Consider the following 16,917-nt stretch of genomic DNA (forward strand, 5'->3'; position numbering starts at 1 on the left):
AACAACCCGATCCGCCTGCTGCGCCAGCCGGACTGGAGCGACCGGGAATACGATTTTGATCAGGACCCGCTGTGGCACACCGAGGTCAAGCCGCAGGCATTCGATGCGATTCTCTGGTATCAGTGTGACCATCTGGGTACGCCGATGGAGCTGACCGACCATAACGGTGAGATGGCATGGACGGCGCAGTACAAGGCGTGGGGTGAGGTCAAGGAAACCCGCTCGGAGTGGGCCAAGCAAGTCGGCCTGAGCAACCCGATACGGTTCCAGGGGCAGTACCACGATCATGAGACCGGGATGCATTACAACCGCTATCGGTACTATGATCCGAGGGCTGGGCGCTTCATTAATCAGGACCCTATTAGTTATGGTGGAGGATTGAACCTCTACGAATATGCGGCCAGTTCGACTGGCTGGGTTGATCCACTAGGTTTAGCGAAGAATAAATATGGTGTTGGCGCCAATACTGCAGGGAAAGATGTACTCGCGCGGGGCGTCCACGTTAATGTCGAAGGACCGGGTCTACCGAGGAAGGGAGGGCATGTAAGTTTGCAGCCAGATGCAGATGGAAAGCATGTGAAGCTAGCTCCTGCGGACAAGGCGACGAGAGATATGTCACCTTCTCAGTGGCGTAATGCATGTGAGGCAGTTTCAGGCCATCTAGACGATCCTAAAAATGTTGATCGGTTGGCAAAATCAGCGCAGTCGGGCATTGACGAAAATCCGAAATCAAATCGAGTGTCTGAGTTGACGGAGGTGAAAGGGATTCTTCAACGGCATCACATGCAGGGCACAAATCCAGTTAAAAGGTAGGAAGTGTGAGTTATTTGAATTTTGATTTCATGCACTTGTTTATAATGTTTTTACGTGATGCTGAGTCTATTCATCCTGAGATGTTCGGGCTTGGCAGTTTTGGAGAAGCTGAGCTTTTGTTGCATGGGTTTGATAGAGTTGGCGATGTGGATGACTACTGCCTCTATGAAAAAGATTATCAAGCGATTTACTTCAGGTCTTCGGCGGCCCTATCGCTGAAATGTTATTTCTATAAAGGTGAGCCGCAGGGTCTGGGTATTTCCGTGGCACCAGGAGTGCGCCTGATCACGCTGCTAAAGCATTTGTTTTCGCAACAGCCGAGGGACTGGCGTGAAAGATTAAAGTTTTACTTCTATGAAGATGAGGATGAGGGGGCGGTGATAGTAGATTCCGTGACGGTAATCAGGTTTGGTGCTGATACTGGACGATCCGCTTATCATGTGAGAGAGCTGGAATCTGATCAAAAGGAGGGCGGGGCAGCTATTTCGGTCGGCACTGTAATACGGACAATGGTAAGCTACGATTTCTCGGTGTGGGATAGAAGAAGCAGTAGTTTGGCACTCTCTCAGCTTTTCGAGCTTTTAAATAACATTCACTAAGGATTCTCCGATCAAGTCGGCACAGGCCGTCTGACCTGTGCTGAAATGGCCCTCCGTCCAACAGCCCCTTTACAAGCCCTCCATCCCATGAGTCAGATGAGCTTTTCCGATTTCGAGTACGCCGGTAAGCGCAAGCAAACCCGTCGCGAGCGTTTCCTGGCCGAGGTGGAGCAGATGGTACCGTGGAGCGGTTTGCTGGCATTGGTCGAGCCGCATTACCCAAAGGCCGGCGGTGGTCGCAAGCCGTACCCACTGGAAACCATGCTGCGTATTCACCTGCAATTACCTGCGAGACCAGGGCCTGTCGCTGCGCCAGGGCACGATTGTCGACGCCACCATCATCCACGCGCCCAGCTCGACCAAGAACAAAGAAGGCAAGCGCGATCCGGAGATGCATCAGACGAAGAAGGGAAACCAATACTTCTTCGGCATGAAAGCGCATATCGGCGCCGACGCTGAGTCGGGTCTGGTGCATCACGTCCACGGCACCGCCGCCAACGTGGCTGACGTGCGGAGGTCGCTCATCTGTTGCACGGTGACGAAAACATTGTCTGTGCTGACGCGGGTTACACCGGCGTAGAGAAGCGACCTGAGCACGACGGTCGGCAAGTGATCTGGCAGATCGCTGCACGACGCAGCACCTACAAGCACTTGAGCAAACGCAGTGTTCTCTACAAAGCCAAACGTCAGATCGAGAAGGTCAAAGCGCAGACACGGGCGAAAGTCGAACATCCCTTTCGCGTGATCAAGCGCCAGTTCGGTGATGTGAAAACCCGCTTCCGTGGCTTGGCCAAGAACACGGCGCAACTGACCACGCTGTTTGCGCTGTCGAATCTGTGGATGGTACGCCGGCAATTATTGACTGCTACGGTAGAGGTGCGCCCGTAAGGCCTGATGACTAGGGTTTTTCCTGGTTGTTCAACAATCAGCGCCTGTAAATCGAGCTTTCCTTAGGCCAAAAGTCGTCCATTGTCGGTTGCTCGGCGACTTGTTCGGAGCTTCCCTAACTGACCCAGAAAATCAAAGGTCTGCCTGATGGTGCGAAATTGAAGTTGCAGGCAGGTGAGTGATGCGCGTGTAGTCAGATACAGCAGGATAAAACGCATCCGACCCAATGGGATCCTCAGGGCCCAGCCAATCTCCCGCCCAAATTGCCTATGGCCTTTAATTCCCCATTATTTTAGGCTTTCCCCCACTGGCAACGACGCCTCCCTTCAGACACGGAGTTCACCCATGAAAGACATCATCCGCCTTGGCGATTCCACCACCCACGGTGGCAAGGTGCTCGGCTCCTTCGGCAACACCAACGTCAACGGCAAGCCTATCGCCGGGATTGGCCACATGGTCAGCTGCCCATTGTGCAAGGGCGTGTTCCCCATCGTGGAAGGCAGCGCCACCTACAGCGTCGACGGTACACCTGTCGCCCTCGATGGGCACAAGACCGCCTGTGGCGCGGCGCTGATCGCCAGCGGCCCGAAGAGTGGCGTCGCCAGCTGAGGCCGGGCTGTTCGGTACCTCACAAACCGCTCGCCCGGCGCATGCGGCGCCCGCTTCGCTGGTGCCATGATCTGCGTCATCACACTTCCCTGATTCTTGGCTAGGCTGAACCCTTGGCGGTATCTGTCTACCGCCACCGTGATGACCTAGAGGCACCGGCTGCATGCCAGGTGCCCGAGAACCCGATCAGGAGTGCACGATGGATCTGAACCGTCGGCAATTCTTCAAGGTCGCCGCCGTCGGCCTTGGAGGCTCGAGCCTTGCGGCGTTGGGCATGGCCCCGACACCGGCATTCGCCGAGCAGGTGCGCCACTTCAAGCTGGCGCACACCAAAGAAACCCGCAACACCTGCCCCTACTGCTCGGTCGGCTGCGGCCTGATCATGTACAGCCAGGGTGATGCGGGCAAGAACGTCAAACAGAACATCATCCATATCGAAGGTGACGCCGACCACCCGGTCAACCGCGGCACCCTGTGCCCGAAAGGCGCCGGCCTGCTGGACTTCATCCACAGCCCGAGCCGCCTGCAGTACCCCGAGGTACGCAAGCCGGGCAGCAAGGAGTGGGTGCGGGTCAGCTGGGACGAGGCGCTCGACCGCGTCGCCGAGCTGATGAAGCAGGACCGCGACGCCAACTTCATCGAGAAGAACGCCCAGGGGCAAACGGTAAACCGCTGGCTCACCACCGGTTTTCTCGCTGCTTCTGCCGCCTCCAGCGAGGCGGGCTACCTGACCCACAAGGTCATCCGCGCAACAGGCATGCTGGGGTTCGATAACCAGGCACGTGTCTGACATGGCCCGACGGTGGCAAGTCTTGCCCCGACGTACGGCCGTGGCGCCATGACCAACCACTGGTCCGATATCGCCAACGCGAATCTGGTCCTGGTGATGGGTGGCAACGCAGCAGAAGCGCATCCGTGCGGCTTCAAATGGGTGACCGAAGCCAAGGCGCACAACAAGGCGCGGCTGATCGTGGTCGACCCACGCTTTACCCGTACCGCTTCGGTGGCGGACTACTACGCGCCAATCCGCACCGGCACCGACATCGCGTTCATGGGCGGGCTGATCAACTACCTGCTGAGCAACGACAAGATTCAGCACGAATACGTGCGCAACTACACCGACGTGTCGTTCATCGTCAAGCAAACCTATGGCTTCGAGGACGGGCTGTTCAGCGGCTACGACGAAGCCAAGCGCGTGTATGCCGACAAGTCCGGCTGGGGCTACGAGCTGGGTGAGGATGGTTTTGCCAAGGTCGACCCGACCCTGCAGCACCCGCGTTGCGTGTTCCAGCTGATGAAGCAGCACTACAGCCGCTACACCCCGGAACTGGCCAGCATGACCTGTGGCATGCCGCAGGACGCCATGCTGAAGATCTGGGAAGAGATCGCCACCTGCGCGGTACCGGGCAAGACCATGACGATCCTCTACGCCCTCGGCTGGACGCAGCACTCGATCGGCGCGCAGATCATTCGCAGTGCGGCGATGGTCCAGTTGCTGCTGGGCAACGTCGGCATGCCGGGTGGTGGGGTCAACGCCTTGCGCGGGCACTCCAACATCCAGGGCCTGACCGACCTCGGTCTGCTGTCCAACTCGCTGCCGGGTTACCTGACCCTGCCCGGCGATGCCGAGCAGGACTACGCCGCCTACATCGACAAGCGCGCCTCCAAGCCACTGCGCCCGGGCCAGCTGTCGTACTGGCAGAACTACGGCAAGTTCCACGTCAGCCTGATGAAGGCCTGGTACGGCGCCAACGCCACGGCAGAAAACAACTGGGGCTACGACTGGCTGCCCAAGCTCGACGTGCCAGCCTACGACGTGCTGCGCATGTTCGAGATGATGGGCCAGGGCAAGGTCAACGGCTACATTTGCCAAGGCTTCAACCCGATTGCCGCGCTGCCGGACAAGAACCGTGTGACCGCGGCCCTGGGCAAGCTCAAGTGGCTGGTGATCATGGACCCGCTGGCCACCGAGACTTCGGAGTTCTGGCGCAATGCCGGGCCGTTCAACGACGTCGACACGGCCAATATCCAGACCGAAGTGATCCGCCTGCCCACCACCTGCTTCGCCGAGGAAGACGGCTCGCTGGTCAACAGCAGCCGCTGGCTGCAGTGGCACTGGAAGGGCGCCGACGGCCCGGGCGAGACCCGCACCGACGTGCACATCATGAGCGAGCTGTTCCTGCGCCTGCGCCAACGCTACCAAGCCGAGGGCGGCGCCTACCCGGACGCGCTGATGAACATCAGCTGGCCATACAAGATTCCCGCAGAGCCGTCCCCGGAGGAACTGGCCAGGGAAATGAACGGCTGGGCAGTGACCGACGTCACCGACCCGACCGGCGCAGTGATCAAGGCCGGCCAGCAGCTGGCCGGCTTCGGCCAGTTGAAGGACGACGGCAGCACCGCGTCCGGCTGCTGGATCTTCGCCGGCTGCTGGACCGAGCAGGGCAACCAGATGGCTCGCCGCGACAACAGCGACCCGTACGGCATGCACCAGGTGCAGAACTGGGCCTGGGCCTGGCCGGCCAACCGCCGCATCCTCTACAACCGTGCCTCCAGCGACCCGCAAGGCAAGCCGTGGGACGCCGAGAAGAAGCGCCTGGTATGGTGGAACGGCAAGGCCTGGACCGGCACCGACGTGCCCGACTTCAAGGTCGACTCGCCACCCGAGGCGGGGATGAACCCGTTCATCATGAACCCCGAGGGGGTGGCCCGGTTCTTCGCCATCGACAAGATGGCCGAAGGGCCGTTCCCCGAGCACTACGAGCCGTTCGAGACGCCGATTGGCATCAACCCGCTGCACCCGCAGAACAAGAAGGCCACCAGCAACCCGGCCGGGCGGATCTTCGATTCGGTGTGGGACACCCTCGGCAAGCACGAGGAGTTCCCGTATGCGGCGACCACCTACCGGTTGACCGAGCACTTCCACTTCTGGAGCAAGCACTGCCGGCTCAACGCCATCGCCCAGCCCGAGCAGTTCGTCGAGATCGGCGAGGTGCTGGCCAACGAGAAGGGCATCAAGGCCGGCGACCGGGTGCGGGTGTCGAGCAAGCGCGGGCACATCGAGGCGGTGGCGGTGGTGACCAAGCGGATCCGCCCGCTCCAGGTCAACAACCAGACCGTGCACCAGATCGGCATCCCGTTGCATTGGGGCTTCACCGGTACCACCCGGCACGGCTACCTGACCAACACCCTGGTGCCGTTCCTCGGTGACGGCAACACGCAGACGCCGGAGTCCAAGTCGTTCCTCGTCAAAGTGGAGAAACTCTGATGGCCAGCCAAGACATCATCGCCCGCTCGGCCACCACCACCGTACCGCCTTCGGTACGCCAGCAGCAGGAAGTCGCCAAGCTGATCGACACCACCAAGTGCATCGGCTGCAAGGCCTGCCAGGTGGCGTGTTCCGAGTGGAACGAACTGCGTGACGAGGTCGGCCACAACCACGGCACTTACGACAACCCCCAGGACCTCACTGCCGAGACCTGGACCCTGATGCGCTTCACCGAGCACGAGCGCGACGACGGCAACCTGGAGTGGCTGATCCGCAAGGACGGCTGCATGCATTGCGCCGAGCCAGGGTGCCTGAAGGCCTGCCCGAGCCCGGGCGCGATCATCAAGCACGCCAACGGCATCGTCGATTTCAACCAGGACCACTGCATCGGCTGCGGCTACTGCATCACTGGCTGCCCGTTCAATATCCCGCGGATCTCGCAGAAGGACCACAAGGCATACAAGTGCACCCTGTGTTCCGACCGGGTGACCGTGGGCCTGGAGCCGGCCTGTGTGAAAACCTGCCCGACCGGCGCGATCGTGTTCGGCAGCAAGGACGAGATGAAGGTGCATGCCGCCGAGCGCATCGTCGACCTGCAGTCGCGGGGCTACGACAAGGCCGGGTTGTATGACCCGGACGGCGTCGGCGGTACCCACGTGATGTATGTGCTGCACCATGCCGACACGCCGAAGCTGTACGCCGGCCTGCCGGACCAGCCAGTGATCAGCCCGCTGGTAGGGCTGTGGAAGGGCATTACCAAGCCGCTGGCGCTACTGGCCATGGGCGCGGCGGTGCTGGCCGGGTTCTTCCACTATGTACGGGTCGGGCCACAGCGCGTGGAGGACGACGAGCACCCGGCAGCGCCCGACGAAAGCGTGCATCAGGTGGACCCGTCGGTGCATGTCTATGACCCGACCAAGCCCGGTGGCCAGGAGGAGCAGCGACCATGAACGACAACAAACCCATCCTGCGCTACAACGCCAACGAACGCAGCAACCACTGGGTCGTCGCGATCCTGTTCGTCCTCGCCGGGTTGTCCGGGCTGGCGCTGTTCCATCCGGCACTGTTCTGGCTCAGCCATTTGTTCGGTGGCGGGCCCTGGACGCGTATCCTGCACCCGTTCCTGGGCGTGGCCATGTTCGTGTTCTTCCTTGGCCTGGTGCTGCGGTTCTGGCGGGCGAACTTCATCAGCGCCAACGATCGCCTATGGCTGCGTCGGATCGATCGGGTGATGCTGAACAAGGAGGAGGGCGTACCGCCGATCGGCAAGTACAACGCCGGCCAGAAGCTGCTGTTCTGGACCTTGCTGGTGTGCATGTTGGTCCTGTTGATCAGCGGTGTGGTGATCTGGCGTGCCTGGTTCAGCCAGTACTTCGACATAGGCGCCATTCGCCTGGCCACCTTGCTGCATGCCCTGGCGGCGTTCGTGCTGATCCTCAGTATCATCGTGCACATCTACGCCGGCATCTGGATCAAGGGCTCGGTCGGCGCCATGCTGCATGGCCGGGTCAGCCGCGCCTGGGCGCGCAAGCACCATGAATTGTGGTACCGCGAAGTGACCGGCGACAAGACCCCGGGCAGCCACGGACGGAAAGAAGGATGAGCGCTTGAGCACGATACTCGAACCCGGGCAGATCGAAGCGTCGGCAGTGATGCCGCCGTTTCTGCATCTGCCTCCTGCCAACCTGTTCGAGCTGCGCGCCGCGCGGCTGGAGCAACTGGCCGAGGGCAATGCCCTTGGCGATTACCTGAGGCTGGTGGCACGCTTGTGTCGCATTCAGCAGCAGCTTGTGGATAACCCGCCCGGTGGCATGCCGGTGGCCGAGGAGCGTCAGCGCCTGTGCATAAGTCATGGTTTGCCGCCCCTGGCGGCGGACAGCCTGGTGCGGGAAGGGCCGTGGCTGGTCTGGTTAAAGGCCTTGCTCGAACACTTCAACGTGGCCACCAGCGGTCCTTTGGCTGAGGCGCTGCAAGCCCTGCGTGGCAGTGACGACAATCAGTGCAAGGGCTGGGGTATTGCCTTGCTCGCCGGTCAGTACGATGCAGTGCCTGCGGCGCTAGTGCCGTTCATTGGCGCGGCCTTGCAGGCGGCCTGGTCCAGTTGGTTGCTGGCGCTGCCCACCCCAGAGCTCAAGCCTGCCGGCAGCCTGGCCCAATGCCCGGCCTGCGGTTCGCCGGCAATGGCCGGGGTGGTGCGCAACCGTGGCAAGCACAATGGCCTGCGCTACCTGGCCTGTTCGCTGTGTGCCTGTGAATGGCATGTGGTGCGGGTCAAGTGCGTGTACTGCGAGTCGAGCAAGGACCTGCGTTATACCAGCCTCGACGATGACCGTCATGCGCCGGGCAAGGCGCCGCTGCGGGCCGAATGCTGCCCAGGGTGTGACAACTACCTGAAACAGAACTACCTGGAAAACGATGCAGCAGCCGAGCCGCTGGCCGATGACCTGGCCAGCCTGGCCCTGGACATTCGCCTGGACGAGGAGGGCTTCCATCGGTTGGCACCGAACCTGATGCTCGCGCCCGGGTAGTGGGTGAGTGTCTACACTGTAAGACCGAGTCGCCTTCTTCGCGGGTAAACCCGCTCCCACAGGTACCGCGCAAGCCTCAAAAACTGCGCGGGCCTTGTGGGAGCGGGTTTACCCGCGAAGAGGCCAGTACAGACAACGGAATAGTCCAAGGTAGTACCGCATGTCCTCCAGCCTAGCCAGCGACACCCCACGCCTGCCCTCCATCGATACCCTGCTGCGCCACCCGGCCTGCCTGCCGCTGATCGACCGCCACGGCCGCGACGCCGTGCTGGCTACCCTGCGCCAACTGCTCGACGACCTGCGTGACCCCGCCCGCAACGGCCAGCTCAGCGCCGCCGAGCTCGCCGCCGAGGTTCTGCTGGGCCGCGCCGGCGAACGCCTGGCCCACCAGCAACGCAGCCAGGTCCGCCGCGTGTTCAACCTCACCGGTACCGTGCTGCACACCAACCTTGGCCGCGCCCTGCTGCCGGAGGAAGCCATCGAGGCCATGCAGACCGCCGCCCGCTACCCGCTCAACCTCGAATTCGACCTGGCCACCGGCAAGCGTGGCGACCGCGACGACCTGATCGAAGGCCTGATCCGCGAGCTGACCGGCGCCGAAGCCGTCACCGTGGTCAACAACAATGCCGCCGCCGTGCTGCTGGCGCTCAACAGCCTGGGCGCGCGCAAGGAGGGCATCATCTCCCGTGGCGAACTGATCGAGATCGGCGGTGCTTTCCGTATTCCCGACATCATGGCCCGCGCCGGCGTGAAGCTGCACGAGGTCGGCACCACCAACCGCACCCACGCCCATGACTACGAGGCCGCCATCAATCCGCGCACCGGCTTGCTGATGCGGGTGCATTGCAGCAACTACAGCATCCAGGGTTTCACCACCCAGGTGCCCACCGCCGAGCTGGCGCGCATCGCCCACCAACATGACTTGCCGTTGCTTGAGGACCTGGGCAGCGGCAGCCTGCTCGACCTGACCCGCTGGGGCCTGCCTGCCGAGCCGACCGTGCGCCAGGCCCTCGCCGACGGCGCCGATATCGTCACCTTCAGTGGCGACAAGCTGCTGGGCGGGCCGCAAGCCGGGATCATCGTCGGTCGCAAGGCGCTGATCGCCAGGATCAAGAAGAACCCGCTCAAGCGCGCGCTGCGTGTCGACAAGATCACCCTCGCGGCCCTCGAAGCGGTGCTGGCGCTGTACCGCAACCCCGACCGCCTGGCCGAACGCCTGCCCAGCCTGCGCCTGCTGACCCGCAACCCGGCCGAGATCCAGGCCCAGGCCGAGCGCCTGGCCCCTGAGCTGAAGGCCTGCCTCGGTGAGCAATGGCAGGTCAGCGTGGCGCCGGCACTGGGCATGATCGGCAGCGGCAGCCAGCCGGTAGCGCGCCTGCCAAGCGCAGCGCTGTGCCTGCGCCCACAGGTGTCGAAGAAGCTGCGTGGGCGCAGCCTGCATGTGCTGGAGCGGGCCCTGCGTGACCTGCCGGTGCCGGTGCTCGGCCGTATCGACGACGACGCCCTGTGGCTGGACCTGCGCCAGCTGGATGACGAAGCCCAGTGGCTGGCGCAGTTGCCTGCCCTGCAACTGGGGCCGGTGCAGTGATCGTAGGAACCGCCGGCCACATCGACCATGGCAAGACCGCATTGCTGCAGGCCCTGACCGGCCAGGCCGGGGACCAGCGCCAGGAAGAGCGCGCCCGTGGCATGACCATCGATCTTGGCTACCGCTATGCGGCGCTGTCCGAAGGGGCCGCGCTGACCGGCTTCATCGACGTCCCGGGCCATGAGCGCTTCATTCACAACATGCTGGCCGGCGCCCATGGCATCGACCTGGTGCTGCTGGTAGTGGCTGCCGACGATGGGGTGATGCCGCAGACTCGCGAGCACCTGGCCATCATCGAACTGCTGGGTATTCCCCAGGCCCTGGTGGCGATCAGCAAATGCGACCGGGTTGAGCCGGCGCGCCTGGCCGAAGTGCAGGCGCAGGTCGATGCACTGTTGGCGCCGGGGCCCTATGCCGGGGCGCGGCAATTTCCGTTGTCGAGCGTCACCGGCGAAGGCGTCGATGCCCTGCGCCAGGCCCTGCTGGCGGCGCAACAGCAAGTGCGCCAGCGCAGTACCCGCGGCGGTTTCCGCCTGGCCGTCGACCGTGCCTTCGCCGTTACCGGCGCGGGTGTGGTGGTGACCGGCACCGCGCTGGCCGGGCGAGTCAGTGCCGGCGAAACCTTGCTGCTGGGCAAGGCTGGCAAGCCGGTGCGGGTGCGCGGCCTGCATGCACAGAACCAGGCCGCACTGGTCGCCGAAGCGGGCCAGCGGGTGGCACTGAACATTGCTGCCGAACGCCTGGCGGTAGAGCAGCTGCATCGAGGTGACTGGCTGGTGCCCGAGTGGCTGCATGCGCCCAGCATGCGGGTCGATATCGAGCTGAACCTGTTGCCGGGCGAAACCCGCACCTTTGAACATTTCAGCGCCGTGCACGTGCACCTCGGTACCCAGGATGTCACCGCCCGGGTGGCATTGCTCGAAGGGGAAACCCTGCTGGCGGGCCAGCGCATGTTCGCCCAGTTGCTGCTCAACGCGCCGCTGCAAGCGGTGCACGGCGACCGCCTGGTACTGCGCGACCAGCGCGCCCAGCGCACCCTGGGCGGTGGCAGGGTACTCGACCCGTTTGCGCCAAGCCGTCAACGCCGCAGCGAACAGCGCCTGCGCCAGTTACAGGTGCTGCGCGATGCCGAGGACTTGGAGCAGGCCCTGCAGGCTCTGCTCGCCAGCGCCCCGGGAGGCATCGACCCGCAGCGCCTGGAGCGGCAGTTCAACCGCCTGCGCGATACCTGGCAGTTGCCGGATGATGCGCGGGTGGTAGCCACTCGGCAGGGTCAGTTGCTGTTTGCCAGCGACCAGTGGCAGGCGCTCAAGCGCCTGGTGCTGGGGCAGTTGGCGCTGTTCCACGAGCAGGAGCCCGACCAGCTGGGCCCGGACCGTGATCGCCTGCGCCGTTTTGCCGCGTTGCCGCTGGAACGGCCCGCTTTCGTCAGCCTGGTGGAAGAGCTGCTCGATGAGGGCGCCATCGCCAGCAGCGGCCCCTGGCTGCACCTGCCGGAGCACAAGGTGCAGCTGAGCGAAGCCGACAGTGCATTGTGGGCCCGCTTGCAGCCCAGGTTGCTGGCGGGGCAATACGATCCGCCGTGGGTCAGGACACTGGCGAGCGAAGAAAATTGTGCCGAAGCCGATGTGCGCCTGTTGCTGCGCAAGCTGGCCCGGCTGGGCCTGGTGCACCAGGTGGTGCGCGACCTGTTCTACCCCGAGGCGACGCTACGGCGCATGGCAGAGCTGCTGCTGGGGCAGGCCAGGGAAACGCCGATAGTGCAGGTTGCTGCGTTTCGCGATATGTTGGGCATCGGTCGTAAACGCAGTGTGCAGATTCTGGAGTATTTCGACCGCATTGGCCTGACCCGGAGGGTGGCCGATCAGCGTCACATTCGCGCCGACAGCGCCCTGGCCCAACAGCAGGCCAGGCACTGAGTTCAAGGAAGGCAATCGCGCCCGGTGGCGCGGCCGGGCTTCAAACCCGGTTGGGGACGGCAGCCGTTCCCGGGCAGGTTCGACTCCCGCTGCCTTCCGCCATTTTTCTTGTATGTCAGGGCCTCTTTCGCGGGTTTACCCGCGAAGAGGCCTTGAAGCGAGAGGGCTAAGCCCGCTCCCCACACAGATCCAGCGCAAACCACCGCTCTGCGGTATCGACGTCCAGGCCAGCCCCCAGCAGCGCAAGCATCTTGCCCAGCGCTGCCTCGCGGGTCATGCCGCCACCGCTGACCAGCCCGGCCCCGCGCAAGCGGTTACCGGCTGCATAGGTGTCGAATACCACCGAGCCTTCCGGGCATTGGCTGATCGCTGCCAGCAACACGCCGCGCTGGCGCGCCGCGCTCAGCACATCCAGCAGCGCCTGATCGTCCGACGGCCCGGTACCGCTGCCATAGCACTCCAGCAGCAACCCTTGCACGCCACTGCCCAGCACGGCTTGCAGATGGCTGGCCTGCAGGCCCGGGAACACCGGCATTACTGCCAGGTTGACCGGCTGACGCGGATGCCGGTAGCCCAATTCGGCGGGAATCGCCGCCGCCCGCTCGCCGTCGCGATGACGCGGCAGCGCGGCAAAGGCATCGAAGGCCTCGCTGCGCAGCTTCGATGCGCGGCAGCCATGCAACAACTGGCCGTGGAAGTACAACTGCACGCCATCCAGCAGGCCGTGTTCGAACTGGCGCAGCGCGCCACACAGGTTATCCCAGGCATCGCTGCCAGCCGCACCTGCCGGCAGCATCGAGCCGGTCAGCAGCACCGGCACCGGCAGGCCCAGCAACAGGAACGACAAGGCAGCAGCACTGTAGGCCAGGCTGTCGGTGCCGTGCAGTACCAGCACACCGTCGTGGCCAGCGTCCACGGCTGCGACGATGGCATCGCGCATCGCCAGCCAGTTGTGCTGTTGCATGTTGGCGCTGTCGAGCAGCGGGTTCATTTCCTGCAGGGCCCAATTTACCTTCGGCGCATCGGCCATCAAGGCGAAATGCTCGCGCATCCGCGCTTCGAAACCACCTGCCGGCGCCAGGCCTTCGGGGGTTTCGAGCATGCCGATGGTGCCCCCGGTATAAAGTACGAGGAGATTCTTTACTGCACGCATGGAAAGCATCCGTAGCGGTGAGCGGAAAAAGAAAAGCCGCCCGCGGATGGGGCGGCTTGGCAGGCCAGGATATCAGCGCTGGGTTTGCGCTTGGCCAACTGCTTTGTCAGTGGCGCTTTCCACCTGCGGATTGGCAGGCCAGGCGTTGCGGTCCAGGTCGAGGTCGGCGAATTTGGCCGAATCGAACACCGGCTGGTCGACACCCGCCTTGCGCTGGTCGTCGTAGTCGCGCATGACTCGCAGGCCGACCTTGAACAGCAGGGCCAGGGCCACCAGGTTGACGAACGCCAGGCAGGTCATGGTGATGTCGGCGAAAGCGAACACGGTCGACAGGTCTTGCAGCGAACCCCATACCACCAGCGCCAGCACCAGGCCGCGGAACACCATCAGCACCACGCGGTTGCGGCTGAGGAACTGCAGGCTGTTCTCGCCCAGGTAGTAGTTGTAGAGGATGCAGGTGAAGACGAACAGCGACAGTGCAACGCTGACGAACACGCGGCCCCAGTCACCGACCACGGCGGCCAGCGAGTTCTGGGTCAGGACGATGCCGTCACCTTCGAAGCCTGGGGTGTAGAAGCCCGACAGCAGGATCAGCAGGGCGGTGCAGGTGCAGATCACGAAGGTGTCGAGGAACACGCTGAAGGCCTGGACCACGCCCTGGGCACCCGGGTGTTTCACCGCAGCCACGGCGGCGACGTTCGGCGCACTGCCCAGGCCTGCTTCGTTGGCGAACACGCCACGTTTCACGCCCATGACGATTGCGCTGCCGAGCAGGCCGCCAAACGCTGGGTCGAGGCCGAAGGCGCTCTTGAAGATGGTTTCCAGCATGGCTGGCACGTGCTCGATCTGGGTGCCGATCACGTACAGGGTCACGCCGATGTAGGCCAGGGTCTTGACCGGTACCAGCAGGTCCGACACCGCGGCAATGCGCTTGATGCCGCCGATGAAGGTGATGGCCAGCAGCACGGCGAGGACGATGCCGGTGTGCTTGGGGTCGAAGGCGAAGGCGTTCTGCAGCGAGTGGGTCACGGTGTACGACTGCAGGCCGATGAAGGCGAAGCCGTAGGTGACCAGCAGCAGGATCGAGAACACGATGGCCATGCTTTTCAGTTTCAGGCCGTGCTCGATGTAGTAAGCCGGGCCGCCACGGTACAGGCCGTCGCCGTCGGCGCGCTTGTAGACCTGGGCCAGGGTGCATTCGAAGAAGCTGCTGGACATGCCTACCAGTGCGGTAACCCACATCCAGAACACCGCGCCTGGGCCACCCAGGGTCACGGCAATACCGACACCGGCGATGTTACCGGCGCCAACACGGCCGGCCAGGCTCAGCATCAGGGCCTGGAACGAGCTCAGCTGGCCTGCCTGGCCACGCAGCGATTCTTTGAACACACTGAACATGTGAGCGAAGTGACGGAACTGGACGAACCGGGAACGGATGGTGAAGTAGCTACCCAGCCCCACGATCAGCACGATGAGCAGTTTCCCCGAGAGGAAATCGTTGAGTACTTCGAGCATTGGAAAATGACCTCGATTCTTATTGTTCGTGTGGAATGACCAGCGGATGGCAGGCACACCGCTATTCGTTGGCGCGCATGGTTGGCTATGACAAGAGCGGTTACAATTTCGCGGGTTGCTCCAATTTGGTGCGAATTGCTGCTACACTGGCGTCATTCGCGTCACCTGGGTTCCGTGTCATGAGCGATAATTTCGCTACCAACCTCAAATTTGCCTGCAGTCATTACCGCTCTATCTCCGAAGTTTGCCGCCAGCTCTCGATCAATCGCGCCCAGTTCAACAAGTACCTGAGCGGGCAGAGCCGTCCGACGGCTTTCAACCTCAAGCGCATCAGCGATTTCTTCGGCGTCGAAGAATACGAGCTGAATTTGCCGCCCGAGCAGTTCAGCCAGCTGATCGGAGCCCGCGCACCTGCGTTGGTGGAACAACCTGGCGACCCGATCAGCGAGCTGTTCCGCCCGTTGCACGATCACGGCGGCAACCTGTCGCGCTATTGCGGCTATTACCTGGAGTATTCCAACTGCCTGTCGGTGCCGGGCACCGTCCTGGTGTCGCTGGTGCACTTGTGGGAGGAGCGTGGGCGTTTCCTGTTCGAGCGTGAGGAGCGCCAGGAGCGCTCCAGCACCATCGACCACCATGCCGAGGTGCGTTGCCGTTACCTGGGCGCGGCGTTCCAGCTGCAGGACCGGATGTTCCTGGTCGACTACGAGTCGCTGACCTTCAATGAGATGAGCCACACCATCCTCATCCCCAGTTTCAAAAGCCGCATCACTCGCCTGAACGGCTTGAAGGCGGGCGTATCCAGTGGTGACCGACGCAACCCGGCGTGCACCCGGGTGGTGTGGGAGTACCTGGGTGAGCAGATCAATCGGGCCAGCATCTTCCGCCAGGTGAAACTGTACCAGCCGGATGATCCGCGTATAGATGACGATATACGTGAGCGGTTGAGTGAGCGGCCGTTGCGTAACAGCCTGTTCGAGATCGAGTAACGCTCAACGCCTCAAGCAGTGTCGAGGATGAACGTGGCTACCGCATCGGCCACCTGGTCTGCGATGGCTGGTGTACTGCGCAGATGTGCCGCGATGCCATGGTCGCAGTCTGTCAGAAACAGGCATTGCAAACGCGACGGTGAAACGGCCCTGATCAAGGCGAGGGTAACTTCTTCCGGGATCGGGCTGTAGCGTTCAGTGCCGGCAAGCCACAGGTTGCCAGCGCTGGTTCCGGGTGTTTGGCCGAATTTCTGTGAATTGAGGCCGTCGTACTCGCCGATCACCAACATTACCTTCCCTTGAAACTGGTTGAGGAAGGCATAGCTGTCGCTCAGCAGAAAACCAAAAGGCTGGCTGATGGCTGCTGTAAATGCCGGGCCGAACGGCGCAGGGTGGGCTTGGTCTGGATAGACTGCCGGGCAGATCAGTACGATTTTGTCCACTTGAGGCAACTTTGCTGCAAGCTTGAGCGTGATTGCCGCGCCAAGACTATGGCCTATGAGCGTTCGACATCGCGGTGCAATATGCGCGTGGAAGCGCAGTGCTTCATCAAGGTTGGTCGCCAATGATGGCGATACTGCGCCTGGCTCGGCGGCGAGGCTATGGCCTGACAGATTACCGGTAAGTGAACCAATGCCTGCAGCTTGCAGGCGGTAGAGCAGGGGGTTGAGCCGGGTAAAGTCGGAGCGCGCGCCTCCCAGGACGAATGCTGGGGCTGCGCGCTCGACATCAGGTACCAGCAACCGCGCCTGTTGCTGGTAGTTTCCGAAAACTTCATCGATGAATAATTCTGTACCCGGTGCGGGCTCGTCGAACTGCCATTGCAGCCGTTGAGAAGAACTCTTTTGGAAGTGCATGGTAGTTTTCTGGAAGAGCCAATGATTGGTGCCACGGTCACGCAGAACAGGCTAGTCGATACCGTTACCTTGCGCGATTGTCCTTTGCTTTAAGGCACTGTGTGAAACGCCCTGGCTGGCAAGTGGCGAACCTATTATTCAATGCAGTTTTGCTGTGGCATGGAAGTCAGCTCTTCCTGCAGCCTTATAGG

At 62.6% G+C, this 16,917-nt stretch carries 13 protein-coding genes, 1 tRNA gene and 1 pseudogene; 12 read left to right on the forward strand and 3 right to left on the reverse strand.

Annotation, left to right across the window (positions count from 1 at the left end; translation table 11 throughout):
- The 11 genes and pseudogenes from JKP78_RS25030 to JKP78_RS05170 all read left to right on the forward strand — a co-directional run.
- Positions 1 to 813, forward strand: an 813-nt coding sequence (locus JKP78_RS25030) for an RHS repeat domain-containing protein (RefSeq protein ID WP_234454550.1), incomplete at its 5' end; no start/stop codon positions are given.
- Positions 814 to 818: 5 nt separating this feature from the next.
- Positions 819 to 1,412 (forward strand): hypothetical protein, encoded by a 594-nt coding sequence (locus tag JKP78_RS05125; protein WP_186689747.1) that lies wholly within the window; start codon positions 819 to 821, stop codon positions 1,410 to 1,412.
- Positions 1,413 to 1,499: 87 nt separating this feature from the next.
- Positions 1,500 to 2,300 (forward strand): annotated as a pseudogene (locus JKP78_RS05130) (IS5 family transposase).
- 345 nt (positions 2,301 to 2,645) lie between these two features.
- Positions 2,646 to 2,909 (forward strand): PAAR domain-containing protein, encoded by a 264-nt coding sequence (locus tag JKP78_RS05135; protein ID WP_200626173.1) that lies wholly within the window; start codon positions 2,646 to 2,648, stop codon positions 2,907 to 2,909.
- Positions 2,910 to 3,108: 199 nt separating this feature from the next.
- Positions 3,109 to 6,177 carry a formate dehydrogenase-N subunit alpha gene (gene fdnG, locus JKP78_RS05140; RefSeq protein ID WP_186689745.1) on the forward strand — a complete coding sequence of 1,023 codons (3,069 nt, stop codon included), beginning with the start codon at positions 3,109 to 3,111 and terminating at the stop codon, positions 6,175 to 6,177.
- Positions 6,177 to 7,127 (forward strand): formate dehydrogenase subunit beta, encoded by a 951-nt coding sequence (fdxH, locus tag JKP78_RS05145; protein WP_200626174.1) that lies wholly within the window; start codon positions 6,177 to 6,179, stop codon positions 7,125 to 7,127. The genes fdnG and fdxH overlap by 1 nt, the downstream gene beginning before the upstream one ends.
- A complete protein-coding gene (locus tag JKP78_RS05150) occupies positions 7,124 to 7,780 on the forward strand; it encodes a formate dehydrogenase subunit gamma (RefSeq protein WP_200626175.1) in 657 nt (218 codons plus the stop codon). Before fdxH ends, JKP78_RS05150 begins: the two co-directional genes overlap by 4 nt.
- Positions 7,781 to 7,784: 4 nt before the next feature.
- Positions 7,785 to 8,705 carry a formate dehydrogenase accessory protein FdhE gene (gene fdhE / locus JKP78_RS05155; RefSeq protein WP_200626176.1) on the forward strand — a complete coding sequence of 307 codons (921 nt, stop codon included), beginning with the start codon at positions 7,785 to 7,787 and terminating at the stop codon, positions 8,703 to 8,705.
- A 160-nt stretch (positions 8,706 to 8,865) separates the two neighbouring features.
- Positions 8,866 to 10,293, forward strand: a complete 1,428-nt coding sequence (gene selA / locus JKP78_RS05160; protein WP_200626177.1) for an L-seryl-tRNA(Sec) selenium transferase — start codon at positions 8,866 to 8,868, stop codon at positions 10,291 to 10,293.
- The gene (gene selB / locus JKP78_RS05165) at positions 10,290 to 12,212 is read left to right on the forward strand and encodes a selenocysteine-specific translation elongation factor (protein WP_200626178.1); all 1,923 of its coding nucleotides are present in this window, start codon (positions 10,290 to 10,292) and stop codon (positions 12,210 to 12,212) included. Before selA ends, selB begins: the two co-directional genes overlap by 4 nt.
- Before the next feature lie 6 nt (positions 12,213 to 12,218).
- Positions 12,219 to 12,314: transfer RNA gene (locus JKP78_RS05170), tRNA-Sec, on the forward strand.
- A gap of 64 nt (positions 12,315 to 12,378) precedes the next feature.
- On the opposite strand, the gene JKP78_RS05175 is transcribed toward JKP78_RS05170, so the two are convergent.
- Positions 12,379 to 13,365 carry an asparaginase gene (locus tag JKP78_RS05175; protein WP_420831030.1) on the reverse strand — a complete coding sequence of 329 codons (987 nt, stop codon included), beginning with the start codon at positions 13,363 to 13,365 and terminating at the stop codon, positions 12,379 to 12,381.
- Positions 13,366 to 13,437: 72 nt separating this feature from the next.
- Complete coding sequence (locus JKP78_RS05180; protein WP_200626179.1) at positions 13,438 to 14,880, reverse strand: alanine/glycine:cation symporter family protein; 1,443 nt, start codon at positions 14,878 to 14,880, stop codon at positions 13,438 to 13,440.
- Positions 14,881 to 15,059: 179 nt separating this feature from the next.
- Between JKP78_RS05180 and JKP78_RS05185 the strand changes: the two genes are divergently transcribed.
- The gene (locus tag JKP78_RS05185) at positions 15,060 to 15,869 is read left to right on the forward strand and encodes a helix-turn-helix domain-containing protein (RefSeq protein ID WP_170028040.1); all 810 of its coding nucleotides are present in this window, start codon (positions 15,060 to 15,062) and stop codon (positions 15,867 to 15,869) included.
- Between the two features lie 11 nt (positions 15,870 to 15,880).
- On the opposite strand, the gene JKP78_RS05190 is transcribed toward JKP78_RS05185, so the two are convergent.
- Positions 15,881 to 16,726 (reverse strand): alpha/beta hydrolase, encoded by an 846-nt coding sequence (locus JKP78_RS05190; RefSeq protein ID WP_200626180.1) that lies wholly within the window; start codon positions 16,724 to 16,726, stop codon positions 15,881 to 15,883.
- Between the last annotated feature and the right edge of the window lie 191 nt (positions 16,727 to 16,917).

The organism is Pseudomonas sp. LAM2023, from assembly GCF_016620375.1.
In the GTDB taxonomy this organism is placed as follows: domain Bacteria; phylum Pseudomonadota; class Gammaproteobacteria; order Pseudomonadales; family Pseudomonadaceae; genus Aquipseudomonas; species Aquipseudomonas anuradhapurensis.